The organism is Nocardioides sp. CCNWLW239, from assembly GCF_037137035.1.
Classification (GTDB): Bacteria; Actinomycetota; Actinomycetes; order Propionibacteriales; family Nocardioidaceae; genus Nocardioides.
The window spans coordinates 17724-34222 of the sequence record NZ_JBBBNW010000012.1; the positions used below are offsets into that span (position 1 = coordinate 17724).

Here is a 16499-nt window from a genome sequence, read left to right on the forward strand (position 1 = left end):
TCTGCATGCCTCGATGAAGCAACAGGCCCGGGCCTACTCCGTCACGACGACCTTGGTGCCGATCCGCGCGAAGCGCCACATCGCCTTCGCGTCCGGCTCGGCCTGGCGGATGCACCCGTGTGACAAGGGGGTGCCGAGCTGGGCTCGGGTCTGCACGCGCTTGCCCTTGTCCACCGGGATGTTGTGGAACCCGATCGCGGCGTTGGGGCCTCGGGTGAAGCGTACGAACCATTTCATCGTGCCCGAGTCGTCGATCCCCCGTGCGCGCTCGGAGCGGGAGAAGACCCGGTAGGTGCCCGGCTTCAGGTTGTCGTAGACGCTGCCCGAGACCGGATACGTACGCAGCGACCGACCGGCGGCGGAGACGATCCAGACGCGCTGACGACTGATCGAGAAGACCGCCCGTCGACCGGTGCCGGAATCGGCCGGAAGCGTCTTCTCCGCGGCCGCCATCCGGGCGTCGACGTGGCGGTTGATGCCCGCGTCCCGCTGGGCGTCGTGGGGCCAGACCGGTGAGCGGACCTCCTCGCCGCCACCGAGCTTCACCTCGCTGTCGGCCGTGCTGGTGCGACCGTCGGCCGCGGGTTCGGCGATGATCTCGGTCCCGCCGTACAGCCCGGCCGCGGTCAGCAAGGACGCAGCGAAGAGGGTCTTGGTGCGCCGGAGGGGCCGAGGCCTCACCGTCCGATGCCGCCCGCCGGCGCTCACTTCTCCATCACGCGCCCGAGTCCGCATGCGAAATCCACGTTGAACATCATCCAAACTCCAGTGACCGCAAGTCAACTGTCACACGACAGACAGAAACCGTGATTCCGCTGACGAACCCACCGCTCTGTACCGGGGTCCGCGCCGGGTCCGGTGGTGGCAGGATTGCCCCATGTCGAACCCCACCTCCCTGGTCACCGGCGCGACCGCCGGCATCGGCCTGGCCTTCGCCCAGCAGCTCGCCGCCCGAGGTCACCACCTCGTCCTCGTCGCCCGTGACGAGGAGCGTCTCAACGGCGTGGCGAAGGAGCTGACGGATGCTCACGGCATCGGCGTCGAGGTCCTCCGCGCAGATCTGACCGACAGTGCCGACCTCGCCCGGGTCGAGGCCCGACTGGCCGACCCCGAGCACCCGGTCGACCTGCTGGTCAACAACGCCGGCCACGGTCTCAAGCGCCGCTTTCTCAACAACACCGCAGACGAGGAGACCGCGATGACGCAGGTGCTCGTCATCGCGCCGCTGCGGCTGTCCCACGCCGCGCTGGGCGCCCAGGTGGCCCGCGGCCACGGCGGCGTCATCAACGTCGGCTCCGTGGCCTCCTACCTCCCCCGCGGCACCTACTCGGCGGCCAAGGCGTGGATCAACTCCTTCACCGAGTGGGCCCACAACGAATACGCCGGCAAGGGCATCAAGGTGATGGCGCTGCTGCCGGGGTTCACCAAGACCGAGTTCCACGAGCGCCTCGGCTCCGGTTACGACTCCGCTCCCGCCTGGATGTGGCTCAACGTCGACGACCTGGTCCGCGAAGCGCTCGAGGACTACGACGCCGACAAGACCTTCTCGATCCCGAGCAAGCGCTACAAGGCCCTCGCCACGGCCGCCCGGGTGGTCCCCTCCGGGGTCCTGCAGAAGTTCCAGTCCCTCGGACGCAAGTAGTCCCAGACGTTCGCGCCCGTTACCTGCCGGTAGAAGGGCGCGTACGTCTGAAACTAACCGGCGCGGAGTCGGAGGAAGCGTCTCCGCTGCCGATCCGTCAGTGCGCGACGCTCCGCCACCGTGTTCGTGGGCACCCACCAGGGTGGCGGGGTGAGCGTCCAGCCACGCTCGCTCACCGGCGTACGTCTCGCCCGAGTCCGCGCCTCCCAGGTCCGGCGGATGAAGTCGCTGGGATCACCGCGGTCGGAGGCGACCATCGTGACGTACTCCAGGCCCGCTCGCCTGAAAGCGCCCTCGCGCCGCAGATCCTTCGCGCGCTGCCTGCCGACCAGATGCAGCTCGCCGTCATACTCCCCGACCACCCCGGCCTGCAGGTCAAGCACGTCGGGGGTGCCGATATGGCGGCCTTCCAGGTCGAACACCGGACGGTTGCAGACGATGTCGGTGAGCCCCATACGGACGGCCCAGGTCAGACGCAGGTCGACCTCGGCCGGGGACCACACGTTCTCGTCAGCACACCGAAGGGCCCACCGGAGTCGGTCGATCCCGGCCCACGCAGTGAGCTCGTCGGCGTAGGCGGACATCTCCTTGAGCGAGATCAGATCGCTCGCGAGCACCAGGTCGAGCCATCGCACCGCCTCCAGCGGCGACGGCGCACGCCTGACCTCGAACGCGGTGGACCGGAGCGGCCCGGTGATCACCACCCCGTCGTGGCTCTCACGCTCGCCACGCAGGAGCCGCTCGTGGCTCACCTCGATCCCAGGGCGGGCCCGGACGCGGCAACCCGGAGTGACGACGGCGACCGGACGCGGGTGACCGCCCTCGTCGCAGCCGTCGACCCATCTCACCCCGCGCCAGGCCAGCGCCGCCCAACCGGTGAGTGCGCCGTCCTCCGGCACCAGCACCGAGGCCTCGAGGACCCGCTGCTGAGGAGAGTCTGGGTCGACGTGCGCAGGAACGTAGAAGCCGCGCGACGACCGGCGCCAGCCCCGTCCCCGCGCCTGTTTCGGGGTCGGCCCACCCATGCCCGCGCGGTCGACCCGCACGGGGCGCACCAGCCCTGGCCGCCCGACCATCTCGGGCGGCTGGACGTGCGCGGGCCGTGGGCTCATGACTCACATCATCGATGCGACCACCGACACTCCTGCCCGCCAGAAGTGGTTTCAGACGTTCGCGCCCGTTACCTGCCGGTAGAAGGGCGCGTACGTCTGGAACCGGCCCAGCAGCGACCCTCAGGCGTTCGCGATGAAGGTCGTGACCGCGTCGGCGACCATCTGGACGGCGATCGCGGAGAGGAGCAGACCCGCGATGCGGGTGATGAGCAGGACGCCGGACTCCTTGAGGACCTTGAGGATCGGGATGGAGAAGACCATCGCGATCAGAAGGGCGATGTGGACGACGATGAGGCCGAGCCCCAGCCCGAACGCGGTCCCGACGGAGTCGACGTCCTGGGCGAAGACCATGGTGGCGACGATCGCGCCAGGGCCGGCCAGGAGCGGGGTGCCGAGCGGAACCATGGCCACGTTGGCCCCGGCCGCGGCGACAGGGTCGTCGAAGTTGTCGGTGAGCAGCTCGAGGGCGACCAGCAGCAGGAGCAGGCCGCCGGCGCACTGCAGCGCCTCGAGCGAGATGTGCAGGAAGTGCAGGATCGCCTGACCGAAGAGCGCGAAGATCGTGATCACCAGGAAGGAGACCGCGACGGCGAGGAGCGCCGCGCGGCGCTGCTTGCCCGGTGACTGCCCCGCGGTCAGCGACAGGAAGATCGGGATCGTGCCGACCGGGTCCATGATCACGAAGAGCGTCACGAACGTGGAGACGAAGATCTCGGTCAACGTACGACCTCGGGGGTGGCTCGTCCGGAGGCGGCCGAGGCTGCGGCGGCACGCTCCAGGAGCCGCTCGTACTCGGCCGGTGCAGTGGTGTTCACTCCCAGATGGTGGCCCACCTTCCCGGTGCCGTGGTAATCGCTGGATCCGGTCACCACGAGGTCCAGGTTGCGGGCGATCACCCGCAGCTTGTCGCGGGTCTCGGGGGTGTGGTCCTGGTGGTCGACCTCGAGCCCGGACAGCCCTGCATCGACGAGTGCGGAGAGGGCCGCCTCGTCCGGCTGCTCGTGTCCGGAACGCCCCCACGGGTGGGCGATCACGGTGACCCCGCCGGCGGCGGCAACGGTGCGGATCATCGGCTCGAGCGGGGCCGCGTAGCGGTTGATGTAGGCAGGCTTCCCCGCCCCGAGGTAGCGGTTGAACGCCTCCTCGCGACTGGCCACATAGCCCTTGGCGACGAGCGCGTCGGCGAGATGCGGGCGCCCCGACGCGGCGGCGTCACCGGAGACTGCGGCGACGTCATCGAGCGAGACCACGATGCCGAGCCGCGCCAACCGATCCAGCATCAGCGGCAGCCGGCCGTCGCGGCCAGCGAGGACGCGGGCCAACTCCTCGACCAGCGGCGGGTAGGTCGGGTCGGGCAGGTAGGCCAGCAGGTGCACGCCGTGGCCGGCGAGGCTGGTGCTGATCTCCATGCCACGCACCAGCTCGATCCCGGCATCGGCGGCGGCCGCGGCCGCCTCGTCCCAGCTGCCAGCGGTGTCGTGGTCGGTGATCGCGACCACATCGAGCGCCGCGGCCTTCGCCGCCTGCACCAGCTCGGTGGGCGAATCGGTCCCGTCGCTCACTCGCGAGTGAGTGTGGAGGTCGATGCGCACCCGCACATCCTAGTGGGCCGACGGCGTGCTAGTGGTTCCACCAGGATCCGCCGGCCCCGCCGAAGGGCAGCTCGACCATCTGGACGCCGAGATCGTCGACCTGGCGCAGATGCCAGCCGTCCTGGAGCATCAGCATCGCGGTGGCCGGGCGGAAGACCAGCCACAGCCAGCGGCCGGCGGCCTCGCCGACCATCACCGACCGCTCCCACTCCTCGGCGCCGTTGGTCCACTGCGTGATCGGCCACAGCGGCACCATCTGCCCGCCGACACGGACCCGGGTGGTGGGCGGGCCGGTGCAGGCCTCGATGCCGGGATCAGGGCCGTCCGTACGTGCGCACCTGGCGCCCAGCCCGACGCCGGCCTCCTCGGTGACGACGGTCATCTCGACCGGTCCGTCGTCCGGCGTCACCCCGGTCCAGGTGAGCAGCGTCGCCGCGCCCTTGCCCTCGTCGCCCACGACGGCGAGATCGGCGATCGACCAACCCGACTCGACCGGCCAGGGGACGTAGGTGGGCACATCGCCGGCCAGCGAGAGAATCTGCACCAGATCCTCGTAGGACGGTGTCTCGGACCGCCACAGCGGCGTCACCACACCATGCTCGGGGCACGCCCGACCGCCGCCGGTGCCGATGCTTGCCACCGGCGTCGAGCAGCGTGGACAGCCAACCGCTAGGGCCACCACACCACGGTGACGCCTCCTGCCGGTTCGGTCAAGCGCGGGCATCCTGTTTCGCACGAGTGCGACGGACCGCCCATTCCACCAGGTCGGCGAGTGCTTCGACCGCTTCAGCGGCCGCTCGATCCGCGGGGACGGCATGGCCGGGTGCCCACTCCGGGACGGTCTCGGGCCCCCATCCCTGCCGCGGGCTGGTCTCCGCCCGATGGACCAACCACGCCCGCAGCTCCACGTGGGTGGCCACTGCCACCGGCACGATCTCGTCCGCGGTGACCGCGGACGGATCGGCACCGTCCACCTCGACCGGCATCAGGTCCGACCAGTCCCCGTGGAGACGCACGCCCAGCTTCTGCAGCGCCGTGACCTGCTGGTCCGCGGCCTTCTCGACCCATGGTTCGACCCGGAGACCGATACGCTCGTCGGCGACGTCGAGGCCGGGCATCAGCTTCTTGGCGAGCACGTGCTTGCGCAACCGGATGCCGGCCGGAAAACTCAGGTCGCGCGCGTCGAGCTCCAGGTTGAGTCGACGCAGCAGGTCGGTGCGTACGACACCGAGCGATGCGTTCTGGGGCCGCGGCGTACGGACGTCCTCGAAGGAGAAGCCGATCACCTCGCCGAACCGCTCCAGCAGGGCGCTACGAGGTGCGCCCGGCCCGGGGACGGTCACGACGTGCACGGGACCGGCGGCACTCCAGCGCCGAGCGATCGCGACCACGTCCTGCTCGCTCCAGAACCGGCTGGCGGCCGTCAGCACGTCCGGCAGCGGCCGCCGCGGGCGCCGCACCCGGGCCGAGGCGACGAAGTCGGACCAGGCCCAGACCTCGCCGTTCTGGACGACCTCCTGCCACATCGCGGGGAGGTTGCGGTTGAGGTCGCGTACGGACAGCACGATCTCGGGAGCGCCCAGGCTCGCCACGACCTTCGCCACGACGTCGTCGCCGACCGGCGCGAGGAGCTCGGCCGAGACGACCGCCGTCTCCGGCCAGGCGTCGATCTCGTCGACGAGACGCTGCCAGGAGCCTTCGATCGAGCGGTCGCCGGCCAGCGACGTCTCGCGTCCGCGCAGGTTCCAGACCGCGTCCGCCTGGTCCCGCCAGGTCGTGCCCGGGACGAGGATGCCCAGGCCGGCCAGGTGCTCCCGGTGCGCGTAGAGCGCATGCTGCAAGGATGTGGTGCCGGACTTCATCGCGCCGACATGGACGATCACACGACGTGCCACCGCTGCCTCCTCGGGCGGCCGCGGGATGGTACGGCCGCCAGATCAGGGGATCACATCGGTCTGCGTGATACCACCCGGGCGAGCTATGGACACGTTATGTATTCCAATGTTTCACCACCGGGTGGCCGTGGTAGGTGTCCAACATCGAGACGCTGGCGGTGTCCAGCCGGAAGAGCCGTCCCTCGCTGACCGGGAGCCCCAGCCACACCGCCGCGAGCGCGCACAGCGCGTGCCCGTGGGAGAAGACCAGGGTGTCGCCGTCGCGCTCGCGGGCGGCCTCCACGATGCGGCCCAGCCGCTCCTGGACGGCGGCCGCGGGCTCTCCGCCGGGCGTGACCGAGGTCCACAGGCTCCAGTCAGGATCGGTCCGGTGGATCTCCTCGGTCGTGATGCCCTCGTAGTCGCCGTAGTCCCACTCGACCAGGTCGTCGGTGACGACCGCCTCGGGGAAGCCCGCGAGCTCGGCCGTACGCCGGGCCCGCTGCCTCGGGGACGTCAGCACCGATGCGTACGTCTGCTCCTTGAGTCTCGGCGCCAGCGCCAGCGAGCTCTCCTCGCCCTCGGGCAGGAGCGGAAGGTCGGTGCGTGAGGTGTGCCGGCCGTTGAGGGACCACTCGGTGGTGCCGTGCCTGACGAGGTAGAGGGCCATGCCCCCATCCAACCAGCCGACCGGCGCGACGCTGCCTCAGGACCGGCTGATGAACCGGTTGACCTCACGGGTGAGCACGCCGGGCACGAGATCGGCAGCGGTCGAGAGCGCCTTGGCCGGGAAGCCGACCGCGGTGTGCACCTTCGGTACCCGTCCGAGCAGCCCCTTGCGCGGCTGCGCCATCTCCCAGACCTGCTCGGCGACGTCATCGACGGTGAGCCGGATGCCCAACGTCTCGGCCGCGGCAGCGGAGATGTCCTCGGTCATCGCGGTCTTCACCCACAGCGGCCAGACCGCCTGCACCCGGATGCCCTCCTTGCGCCACTCCAGCTCGAGCGCCTCGGTGAGCCCCCGCACGGCGTACTTCGACGCGCTGTAGGACGCGATCTCCGGCTGCCCGTAGATCGCGCTCGCGCTACACACGTTGATGACGCCCGAGCCGGGGGTGGCCCGCAGGTAGGGGTAGGCCGTGTGGCAGCCGTTGATCACGCCGTTGACGTTGATCTCGATGGTCTGGTGGTGCTGGGCGAGGTCGACGTCGGCCAGGCGACCGGCGCGCAGGATGCCGGCGTTGTTGACCAGCAGATCGAGGCGGCCGCCGGCAGCGGTGGCGAACTCCTCGAGCGCCGCCTTCCAGGACTCCGGGTCGGTGACGTCGAGGGCGCCACCGACGGCGTTGTCGGACCCGAGCATCGCGGCGACGTCGCGGGCCTGGTCGGCGTCGATGTCGTAGACGCCGACGAACCAGCCCTCGGCCGCGAACTTCTCGATGATCGCCTTGCCGATCCCCTGGGCGGAACCGGAGACGAAGAGTGCCTTCTTGACTGCTGCCATGACGTGCTCCTTACGCAGGGATGAGGGACCAGTAGTCGAGGTCGAGCAGCACCCCGGGGGCGTACTTGCCGTCCTCGCCCCGCAGGGTCATCGACTCGTCACGGCCCTTGGTGGCGACCAGGCGCAGCCGGAGCGCTCCGATGCCGGGGGCGCCGTTCTTCCCGGGTTCGAGCTCGGCCCGGTCGAGCACCTCCGACCAGGCGTAGACGGTGTCGCCCGCGAAGGCGGGCGACGTGTGCGCACCGGCGTTGATCGCGGCGACGAGCTGAGCGTTCGCGAGCCCGTTGAACGACAGCGCCCGGGCGAGGGAGATGATGTGGCCGCCGTAGACCAGGTTGCGCCCGTCGGGTCGCGCCTCGGCGTTGAAGTGCACCTTCGCGGTGTTCTGCCACAGCCGGGTGGCCTGCTGGTGCTCGGACTCGGTGAGGGTGACCCCGTCGACGTGGTCGATCTTCTCGCCGACCTCGTAGTCGGCCAGCCGGTGCGGCTCACCGGCGGCGGTGAAGTCGTAGGAGGAGAAGTCGAGCCCCTTCGGCACGATCAGGTTCTTCGGGTCCACCACCGCATCCAGCTCCGGGATCACGGTCTCGGGAGCCTCAGCCGTCTGGTCCCGCTTGTGCACCATCACCCAGCGCGCCCAGTCGATGGCGACCTCGCCACGCTGGTTGGTGGCGGTGGAGCGCACGTAGACGACCCCCGACTTTCCGTTGGAGTTCTGCTTGAGGCCGATGACCTCGGAGGTCGTCGAGAGCGTGTCGCCCGGCACGACCGGCTGGTGGAAGCGGCACTCGGCATAGCCCAGGTTGGCCACCGCGTTGAGCGAGATGTCCGGGACGGTCTTCCCGAACGCGATGTGGAACGCGATCAGCTCCTCGACCGGGTGCTCCTCGACGACGACCGGTCCGCGCAGCGCGGAGACCTTCAACCCCACCGACGCGGCGAACTCCGCCGAGGAGGGGATCGCGAAGCGCGTCGGGTAGAGCGAGCCGTACGCCGCCCGGTCGCCCTCGGTGACCGTGCGCGGTGTCGCGTGCTCGATGACCTGGCCGACCTGGAAGTCCTCGAAGAAGTTGCCGGGGTTCGTCTTGCTCATCTGCGGCCTCTCGTCGGTGAGTGCGGTGAGTTGATTACCGGACGGTAACCTAGTTCAGACGATCCCGTGGAGGCGTTCCGGGATGCGTAGCAGCGGCTGGTTGCGGAGGTTGTCGATGTGGCCCGGGCCGACGGCGCGGTGGACACCGTCCTCCTCACGCACCAACCTGGCCGGCAGGACCGAGGTCGGGTCGAACTCCGGGACGTCGCCACCCGTCGATGCGGCCGCCGCTGCGGTCGTCGCGGTCAGCAGGCCGGCGAGATCGTCGCCGGAGCGCCCCCAGGAGCTGCCCTTGCCGCGGCCCACCGACATGGCGAGCTGGTTGCGACGGTCGGCCTGCCGCCGCAGCAGGTCCAGGTCGGCGAACTTCATGTGGACCATGAACAGCCCGGGGTCGGGGACGTAGGGCGCCTTGATCCCGTGGGAGGCGTTCGTCCAGGCGGCCGACACCCGCTTGATCGACGGCTTGCACATCAACGGTGCGAACTGGGCGTACGCCCGTTGTCCGACGATCGGCTTGCCGCTGACCAACGGGCCCTCGATCGTGGTGTGGTGGACCACGTTGAGGGCGAACGGCGCGATCACCCGCTCGGGCCGGCTGGCCAGATAGTCCGACAGGTCGGCGTACCGCGCCGGGTCCGGGACCAGGAACTCGTCGACGTCGGTGAAGATGACCACGTCGTAGATGCCCAGGAGGCCCTGCGCCACGCCGCTGGCCAGGCTCATCCGGCCGGCCTCGAAGTTGCCCTTCCGGAAGCCCGGCAGTCGCTGGACGGTGCAGGGCAGGTCGTCGGTGGACCCGTCGGTCGAGCCGTCGTCGAAGACGATCAGGTTCTCGTGACCGGCGGCCCGACCGTAGTGGGCGACCCAGCGGGCGAGCATCTCGCCCTCGTCGCGGGCGATCGTGAGCACCGCGATCCGAGGCGGCGCAGTCGTGGTTGCGCGTGCCTCATCGGCGAGACTGCGCCGTCGGCGCAGGCTCCAGCTGCTTGTCAATGAATTCCCCGTTAGGTGTTGTTGAGGCCCTACGTGCGGACCAGCTCCTCTCGCCGAACGGACCACTCGACGAGGTCGGCCAGGGCGGAGACGGCGCGCGCCGGAGCCTTGCGGCCCTCCCCCGGGTCGATGGTCTCACCAGGGATGGTCGGGTCGGCGAGCTTCTTGTTGAGATCCGTACGCAGCGCAGCATAGGAAGCCACGGCGGCGTCTCGGACCTGCTTGTCGGTGATCTTGCGCGGGTCGATCCCGCGGACGTCCACCGGCGCGAGGTCGTCGAGATCGCCGTGGATCGTCGACTCCAGCCCACGCAGCTCGGATGCCTGAGCGCGGGTGAACGAGTGTGTCCAGCGTGGCGCCGCGAGCCCGATGCGGGGGTCGTCGACCTTCAACGCGGGCATCAGGCGCTTGCCGAGGGTGTGCTTGCGCAGCGCCATCGCGGCCGGATAGGCCAGGCCGCGCGCGGTGAGCTCGGCGTTGAGCCCGCGCAGCACCTCGACCGTCGCGGTGCCGAGGGAGGTGTTCTTCGGCGGCGGGCTCGCCAACCCGTCGGGGTCGAAGCCCATCGCCGCGCCGAAGCGCTCCAGCAGCAGCGTCGCCGGGCTGCCCGGGGGCGGCACCGTGACCAGGTGCAGAGGACCGGCCTGCGCCCAGCGTCGGGCGATCGCGACCATGTCCTGCTCGGCCCAGAACCGTCTGCCGGGCTTGGAGTGGCGGCGCTCGGGAGATCCGGGGCGGCTCTTGTTGACCGCAGTGAGGAACTCGGCCCAGGTCCAGTCCATGCCGTTCTGGACCAGCTCCTGCCACATCGACGGGATCTGCCGGTTGATGTCGCGCAGCGAGAGCACGATCTCGGGGGTCACGCCCGCAAAGCTCGTCGCGACCCGCTCGACGGTCTCCGGACCGACCGGAGCGAGCAGCTCGACGGAGATCAGCGCTGTGCCGTCCCACTCGTCCACCTCGGCGACGAGGCGGTCCCAGGCGCCGGCGACGGAGTCACCCTGCGGGTGCTTGCGGTGGCCCTTCACGTCGAGAACGGCCTCGATCTGGTGACGCCAGCGCGCGCCGGGGACCAGGAACCCACGCTCGGCGAGGAGAGCCTTGTTCTTGTACAAGGCACCCTGCAGATACGTCGTCCCCGACTTCATCGCCCCGACATGGAGCACTACGCGGCGCGCCAACTTCTCGTTACCTCTCGACCTGACCGAACTGATACCCCCGCGGGGGCATCGTAGCGTCAGGACCCGCCGCCACCCGCCTTGCGGCGGTGCATCTTCGGTGCGCCGCCGACGACTTCGGACCCGTGCGCCTTCTCCTTGGCCCCGGCGCTCTCCGCGTGTGCGTGCTCCTGGTTGTTCTTCTTCTCCAGAGCCTCGCGCATCTTGGCTTTGAGATCGTCGTTGGTCATCGCTCCCCCTACATCGGCGTTGCTTGAATCGGTGGGTCGGGCAACGCCCAACCTACGGCAACGGCCCTGCCGAAACCATCGGTTTCGACAGGGCCGTGATGACGGGCCGATCGGGCGACCGTAGTTCTCTTGCGTCGATCTCGACCCGCAGTCGCGGCTTCGCAAGCTCAGCCGCGCGCTCGCTCGATCCCTTCGCGTTGTGACCCTGCTCGTTCCTCGCAGGGTCACAGGCTCAGGCCTTGTAGTCCTTGAGCAGCGAACGCCCGATGATCATCTTCTGGATGTCGCTGGTGCCCTCGCCGATGAGCATGAACTTGACCTCGCGCATGAGGCGCTCGATCTCGTACTCCTTGGAGTAGCCGTAGCCGCCGTGGATCCGGAAGGAGTCCTCGACGACCTCGTTGGCGTATTCGGAGGCGACCATCTTGGCCATGCCGGCCTCGACGTCCATCCGCTTGCCGGTGTCCTTCAGGCGCGCGGCACGGACCATCATGTTGTGGGAGACCTCGACCTTGGTGCCCATCTCCGCGAGACGGAACAGGATCGCCTGGTGCTCGGCGATCTTCTTGCCGAAGGTCTGGCGCTGCTGGGAGTAGGCGATGCCGAGCTCGAAGCCGCGGATCGCCAGACCGCAGGCGCGGGCGGCGACGTTGACGCGGCCGACCTCGACGCCGTCCATCATCTGGAAGAAGCCCTTGCCGGGGACGCCACCGAGGATCTGGTCGGCCGAGATCTTGTGACCCTCGAAGATCATCTCGGTCGTGTCGATGCCCTTGTAGCCCATCTTGTCGATCTTGCCGGGCACGGTCACGCCCTGGGCGGTCTCGCCGAAGCCCGGGGTCTTCTCCACCAGGAAGGTGGTCATGTTCTTGTAGACCGAGTCGGCGCCCTCGTCGGTCTTGGTCAGCACCGCGACGAGCGTGGAGGAGCCACCGTTGGTCAGCCACATCTTCTGGCCGGTGATCTCGTAGGACCCGTCGGCCTGCTTGGTCGCCTTGGTCGACACCGCGCTCACGTCGGAGCCGAGGCCCGGCTCGGACATCGAGAACGCGCCGCGCACCTCGCCGGTCGCCATCTTCGGCAGGTACTTCTGCTTCTGCTCCTCGGTGCCGTGCTGCATCAGCATGTAGGCCACGATGAAGTGGGTGTTGATGACGCCGGAGACCGACATCCAGCCGCGCGCGATCTCCTCGACGCACAGCGCGTACGTCAGCAGGGACTCGCCCAGGCCGCCGTATTCCTCCGGGATCATCAGGCCGAAGATGCCGAGCTCCTTGAGACCCTCCACGATCTCGGTCGGATACTCATCGGCGTGCTCCAGCTCCTGGGCCACCGGGATGACCTTCTCGTCCACGAACTGGCGGACGGTCTTCAGGATCTCTTCCTGGATGTCGGTGAGACCCTCGGTCTCGGCAAGGCGACCCATGCTCTACTCCTCATATCGGTGGTCGGGGCCACAACGATTCAGACCCGTCGAGACCACGCTGACGTCACTGCGGCAGGTTACCAATCAGTAACCACCAGGGACAGGTGACACCCGCCACACCGCGATCCTACGACGCTCAGACCCGGCGTCCGACAGCCGAGAAGAACGGCTTGAAGAGCTTGTCGTACGACGCCTTGCTGACGCTCACATAGCCCGACCGCTTCCCGGTTCCGGCCGCGGCGGACATCTGCGTGCTGGAGCTGAACGCGAACGCCGGGGTGGCGCCGGTCCGGCTGATCAGCAGCACGGTCGCCCGCAGGTCGGCGCGGTCGTAGCCGCGCGGGCGCGCCACGGCCCAGCTGCTCTGGTGCACGTCCTTGCCCAGGATGCGCTGCAGCGAGCGCATCTCGGCGGTGGCGCTCCGCTCCGCGGTGACCACCTGAACGCTCGCCCCACGGGACTTCGCTCGCTTCAGCGCCCGGACCACCCGATCGTTGGTCAGCGTCCGCGTGGCCAGGTGGACGACCTGGCCACGCCTGGTGCTGTTGACCGACTTCAGCACCGTACGCAGCACGCTCTGCTCCTCGGCCGCGCTCAGTCCCGGGTCGGTGACGACGACCCCCGGCCCGAACCTGACCCGGGTCGAGCTCCCCGTCGAGGTGACCGGCAGCGGCGAGAAGTCCACCCGGACCGCGTGATGGTCCGACTCGAGGTCGAAGGCCTGCTGGTTGCCGGTCGCGAACCGCGCGATCCCGCGAGCCAGCACATAGTCGATGGTCGAGGCTCGGCCGTGCGTGACCGGTGCCTGCTGGGTGACGTCGTAAACCGGGACGAGATGCTTGGCCGCGAAGATGTCGCGCGGGAAGCGCGAGCCGTCGTACTGCACATTCAGGTCGCCGCCGACCATCACCGGTCCGCGCCCGGCCAGCGCCTTGACGAGCACGTTCAGCGCGCGGGCGGAGGGACGGACCAGATCTCCGTAGTATCTGGACTTCGGCGCGAAGTGCACCGCGACCACCGAGACGTTGCGACCGGTCGCCCGGTTCTCGAGGGTGACCCAGCTGGCGTACCGGATCCCCCAGTGCAGCCGCTGACCGGCAGGCTTGCCGCGCTTGTTGCTGATCCGATGGATGCCCTTCGAGGTCGCGGCCCACCTGTCGTTGTCCCAGGCCACCGCGGTCGCCGACGTGTACGGGTCGCCGCCCTTGCGCCACACCCGGTAGCGCCCCGGCTCGAGATCCGCGGCGCGGCGACCGTTCACCTCGTTGTAGGTGACGAAGTCCGGCGCGGTCCGCATGACCTCGCGTACGTCCCTCTTGAACCGCGCCGTGCCCATGCTCGCCCTGAGGTTGGCCTGGACCATCCGATAGCGCGGCGAGGAGGAAGCGACGGTCTGCAGGTCCGCCGGGGCGGCCGAGTCACGCACGGCGACGAGCGCGCCGCCGAAGAGGCCCACGACAAGACCCGCGGAGAGCAGAGCCCTCGTCATCCGGCCGCGATGAGTCCTGACTCCAGGTTGTGTACGCATCCGTCCGGCCCCTCTCCTGCGGTGACGACCGGTCACACTGGTCGCATTGGAAACTTTTGTAACACAGGCCCCAGCCAGATCGCCGGACCCGCTCCGGCGCGAGTTCGGATAGGTCATCGAATCCACGGTCAGCGCCAGCGCGTGAGCGCCGAAGCCGACCGCTGGGGGTGATGTCATAACGTGGGTCCGTGAGCGAGCGTCAGCGAGTGAATCAAGGAGCCATCACGCCGGCGCCTCCGTACTCTGGCGCGTGCGCTACGGAGGTGGCGGCGTGAGCGAGCGTCAGCGAGTGAACCAAGGAGCCATCACGCCGACGCCTCCGTACTCTGGCGCGTGCGCTACGGAGGTGGCGGCGTGAGCGAGCGTCAGCGAGCGAACCAAGGAGCCATCACGCCGGCGCCTCCGTACACTGGCGCGTGCGCTACGGAGGTGGCGGCGTGAGTTCCTCGCCCAACCGCGTCTACGCGGCACGCCTGGTCGGCCTTCCGATCTTCGACCCGCTCGGTGAGCAGGTCGGCAAGGTGCGAGATCTGGTGGTCACGGTCAGGTCCGACGCCCGGCAGCCGCGCGTGCTCGGTCTGGTCGTCGAGGTCTTCGGGCGCAGGCGCATCTTCGTGCCGATGACCCGGGTGACCAGCATCGACTCCGGGCAGATCTACACGACCGGCCTGCTCAACATGCGCCGTTTCCAGCAGCGGTCGACCGAGACCCTGGTGATCAGCCAGATGTTCGACCGGCAGGTCACGATCCGCACCAGCGGTGTGACCGGGACGGTCTACGACGTCGGCATGGAACAGGCGCGCAACCGCGACTGGCTGCTCTCCCGGGTCGCTGTGCAGGAGCCCTCCAAGGGGTTGCGCCGGCGCGGACAGACGCACGTGGTCGAGTGGGACGACGTCGAGGGACTCTCCCGCCGCTCCCCCACCCAGGCCGCGACCCACCTGGTCCAGGCGATCCACGAGATGCGTCCGGCCGACGCCGCGACGATGATCCACGAGCTCCCTCCCGAGCGGCAGCGCCAGGTCGTCGCCGCCCTGGACGACGAGCGTCTCGCCGAGGTGCTCGAGGAGCTGCCCGAGGACGACCAGGTCGCCATCGTGCGGGCCCTGGACTCCGAGCGTGCCGCCGACGTGCTCGAGGAGATGTCGCCCGACGACGCCGCCGACCTCATCGCCGAGCTGCCCGAGGAGACCGCCACCCTGCTGCTCGAGCTGATGCAGCCCGAGGACGCCAAGGACGTCCTCCGGCTGATGTCCTACGAGGAGGACACCGCCGGCTCGATGATGACCCCGGAGCCGGTCATCGTGGGCCCCGACGCGACCATCGCCGACGCCCTCGCGCTCGTCCGCAATCCCGACCTCACCCCGGCCGAGGCGTCCGTCGTCTACGTCTGCCGTCCCCCGCTGGAGACCCCGACCGGGAAGTTCCTCGGCATCGCCCACATCCAACGGCTGCTCCGCGAGCCACCGTCGACACTGGTCGCGGGTGCGCTCGACGAGTCGCTGGAGCCGCTGCGTCCCGAGGACAGCACCGAGCAGGTTGCGGCCCACCTGGCGACGTACAACCTGGTCGCCGCCCCGGTGGTCGACGAGAACGGCCACCTGGCCGGCGCGGTGACCGTGGACGACCTGCTCGACCACCTGCTGCCGGAGAACTGGCGCGAGAACCTCGCCCGCCAGGAGTCGGCCACCGAGCCGCGCCCCGACACCCGGCCCGACACCCGTCCGAACAAGGTCATCACCCCGGAGATGGTGCGCCGTGGCTGACGCACGCGCCGCCCGCGGCCGCCTCGACACCCCGCGCGAGCTGCGCCGGCCGCTCGTCAAGCGGCCCACCTTCCGCGCCGACGCGTTCGGCTCCTTCGCGGAGGCCTTCGCCCGCTACATGGGCACCGCCCGGTTTATCGCGTGGATGACGATCATCGTGCTGATCTGGGTCGCCTGGAACACCCTCGCACCGCGCGAGTGGCGCTTCGACAACTTCCCGTTCATCTTCCTCACCCTCGCGCTGAGCCTGCAGGCCTCGTACGCCGCCCCGCTGATCCTGCTCGCGCAGAACCGCCAGGAGGACCGCGACCGCGCGATCGCCGAGCAGGACCGCCGCATCGCGACCCAGTCGAAGGCCGACATGGAGTTCCTGGCCCGCGAGACCGCCTCGCTGCGGATGGCCCTCGGTGAGGTCGCCACCCGCGACTACCTCCGCTCCGAGCTCCGTCTGCTCCTCGAGGAGCTCGACGAGCGGGACCGCCGGACCGCGGAGCGCTCCGAGCCCGGCCCCACCGAGGACTGACGGGTCTCGGACGACCGCTCCCGCAGCCCGAGCAG

At 69.6% G+C, this 16499-nt stretch carries 17 protein-coding genes; 3 read left to right on the top strand and 14 right to left on the bottom strand.

Features of this window, described 5'->3' with window-relative positions; all coding sequences use genetic code 11:
* Positions 1-33: 33 nt before the first annotated feature.
* Positions 34-681 carry a L,D-transpeptidase gene (locus WBG06_RS26055; RefSeq protein ID WP_336740666.1) on the bottom strand — a complete coding sequence of 216 codons (648 nt, stop codon included), beginning with the start codon at positions 679-681 and terminating at the stop codon, positions 34-36.
* Positions 682-877: 196 nt separating this feature from the next.
* Here WBG06_RS26055 and WBG06_RS26060 point away from each other — a divergent pair, with 196 nt between their 5' ends.
* Entirely contained in the window at positions 878-1642 is a 765-nt protein-coding gene (locus WBG06_RS26060) for an SDR family NAD(P)-dependent oxidoreductase (protein ID WP_336740668.1), read from the top strand.
* Between the two features lie 53 nt (positions 1643-1695).
* On the opposite strand, the gene WBG06_RS26065 is transcribed toward WBG06_RS26060, so the two are convergent.
* From WBG06_RS26065 to WBG06_RS26125, 13 genes are all read right to left on the bottom strand, one after another.
* Positions 1696-2754 carry a hypothetical protein gene (locus tag WBG06_RS26065; RefSeq protein WP_336740669.1) on the bottom strand — a complete coding sequence of 353 codons (1059 nt, stop codon included), beginning with the start codon at positions 2752-2754 and terminating at the stop codon, positions 1696-1698.
* 120 nt (positions 2755-2874) lie between these two features.
* Positions 2875-3474, bottom strand: coding sequence for a MarC family protein (locus tag WBG06_RS26070; protein ID WP_336740671.1), 600 nt, complete (start codon positions 3472-3474; stop codon positions 2875-2877).
* A complete protein-coding gene (locus WBG06_RS26075) occupies positions 3471-4346 on the bottom strand; it encodes a PHP domain-containing protein (RefSeq protein WP_336740672.1) in 876 nt (291 codons plus the stop codon). The genes WBG06_RS26070 and WBG06_RS26075 overlap by 4 nt, the downstream gene beginning before the upstream one ends.
* Positions 4347-4374: 28 nt before the next feature.
* A complete protein-coding gene (locus tag WBG06_RS26080; protein ID WP_336740674.1) occupies positions 4375-5070 on the bottom strand; it encodes a DUF6758 family protein in 696 nt (231 codons plus the stop codon).
* Positions 5057-6241, bottom strand: a complete 1185-nt coding sequence (locus WBG06_RS26085) for a hypothetical protein (RefSeq protein WP_336740675.1) — start codon at positions 6239-6241, stop codon at positions 5057-5059. The genes WBG06_RS26080 and WBG06_RS26085 overlap by 14 nt, the downstream gene beginning before the upstream one ends.
* Before the next feature lie 94 nt (positions 6242-6335).
* Complete coding sequence (locus WBG06_RS26090; RefSeq protein WP_336740677.1) at positions 6336-6890, bottom strand: histidine phosphatase family protein; 555 nt, start codon at positions 6888-6890, stop codon at positions 6336-6338.
* Positions 6891-6926: 36 nt separating this feature from the next.
* A complete protein-coding gene (locus tag WBG06_RS26095; RefSeq protein ID WP_336740679.1) occupies positions 6927-7724 on the bottom strand; it encodes an SDR family oxidoreductase in 798 nt (265 codons plus the stop codon).
* Between the two features lie 10 nt (positions 7725-7734).
* Positions 7735-8817 (bottom strand): MaoC family dehydratase, encoded by a 1083-nt coding sequence (locus WBG06_RS26100; protein WP_336740681.1) that lies wholly within the window; start codon positions 8815-8817, stop codon positions 7735-7737.
* Between the two features lie 54 nt (positions 8818-8871).
* Positions 8872-9813: a glycosyltransferase family 2 protein gene (locus WBG06_RS26105; protein WP_336740683.1), complete on the bottom strand. Its 942-nt coding sequence runs from the start codon at positions 9811-9813 to the stop codon at positions 8872-8874.
* Between the two features lie 29 nt (positions 9814-9842).
* Positions 9843-10994: a hypothetical protein gene (locus WBG06_RS26110; protein ID WP_336740685.1), complete on the bottom strand. Its 1152-nt coding sequence runs from the start codon at positions 10992-10994 to the stop codon at positions 9843-9845.
* A 56-nt stretch (positions 10995-11050) separates the two neighbouring features.
* Entirely contained in the window at positions 11051-11221 is a 171-nt protein-coding gene (locus WBG06_RS26115) for a DUF5302 domain-containing protein (protein WP_336740687.1), read from the bottom strand.
* A 232-nt stretch (positions 11222-11453) separates the two neighbouring features.
* A complete protein-coding gene (locus tag WBG06_RS26120; protein ID WP_336740690.1) occupies positions 11454-12647 on the bottom strand; it encodes an acyl-CoA dehydrogenase family protein in 1194 nt (397 codons plus the stop codon).
* Between the two features lie 136 nt (positions 12648-12783).
* Positions 12784-14136 carry an endonuclease/exonuclease/phosphatase family protein gene (locus WBG06_RS26125; RefSeq protein WP_336740692.1) on the bottom strand — a complete coding sequence of 451 codons (1353 nt, stop codon included), beginning with the start codon at positions 14134-14136 and terminating at the stop codon, positions 12784-12786.
* A gap of 476 nt (positions 14137-14612) precedes the next feature.
* Between WBG06_RS26125 and WBG06_RS26130 the strand changes: the two genes are divergently transcribed.
* Together WBG06_RS26130 and WBG06_RS26135 are read left to right on the top strand one after the other, a co-directional pair.
* Positions 14613-15941, top strand: coding sequence for a magnesium transporter MgtE N-terminal domain-containing protein (locus WBG06_RS26130; RefSeq protein ID WP_336740694.1), 1329 nt, complete (start codon positions 14613-14615; stop codon positions 15939-15941).
* A complete protein-coding gene (locus WBG06_RS26135) occupies positions 15934-16464 on the top strand; it encodes a DUF1003 domain-containing protein (protein WP_336740696.1) in 531 nt (176 codons plus the stop codon). Before WBG06_RS26130 ends, WBG06_RS26135 begins: the two co-directional genes overlap by 8 nt.
* Positions 16465-16499 lie beyond the last annotated feature (35 nt).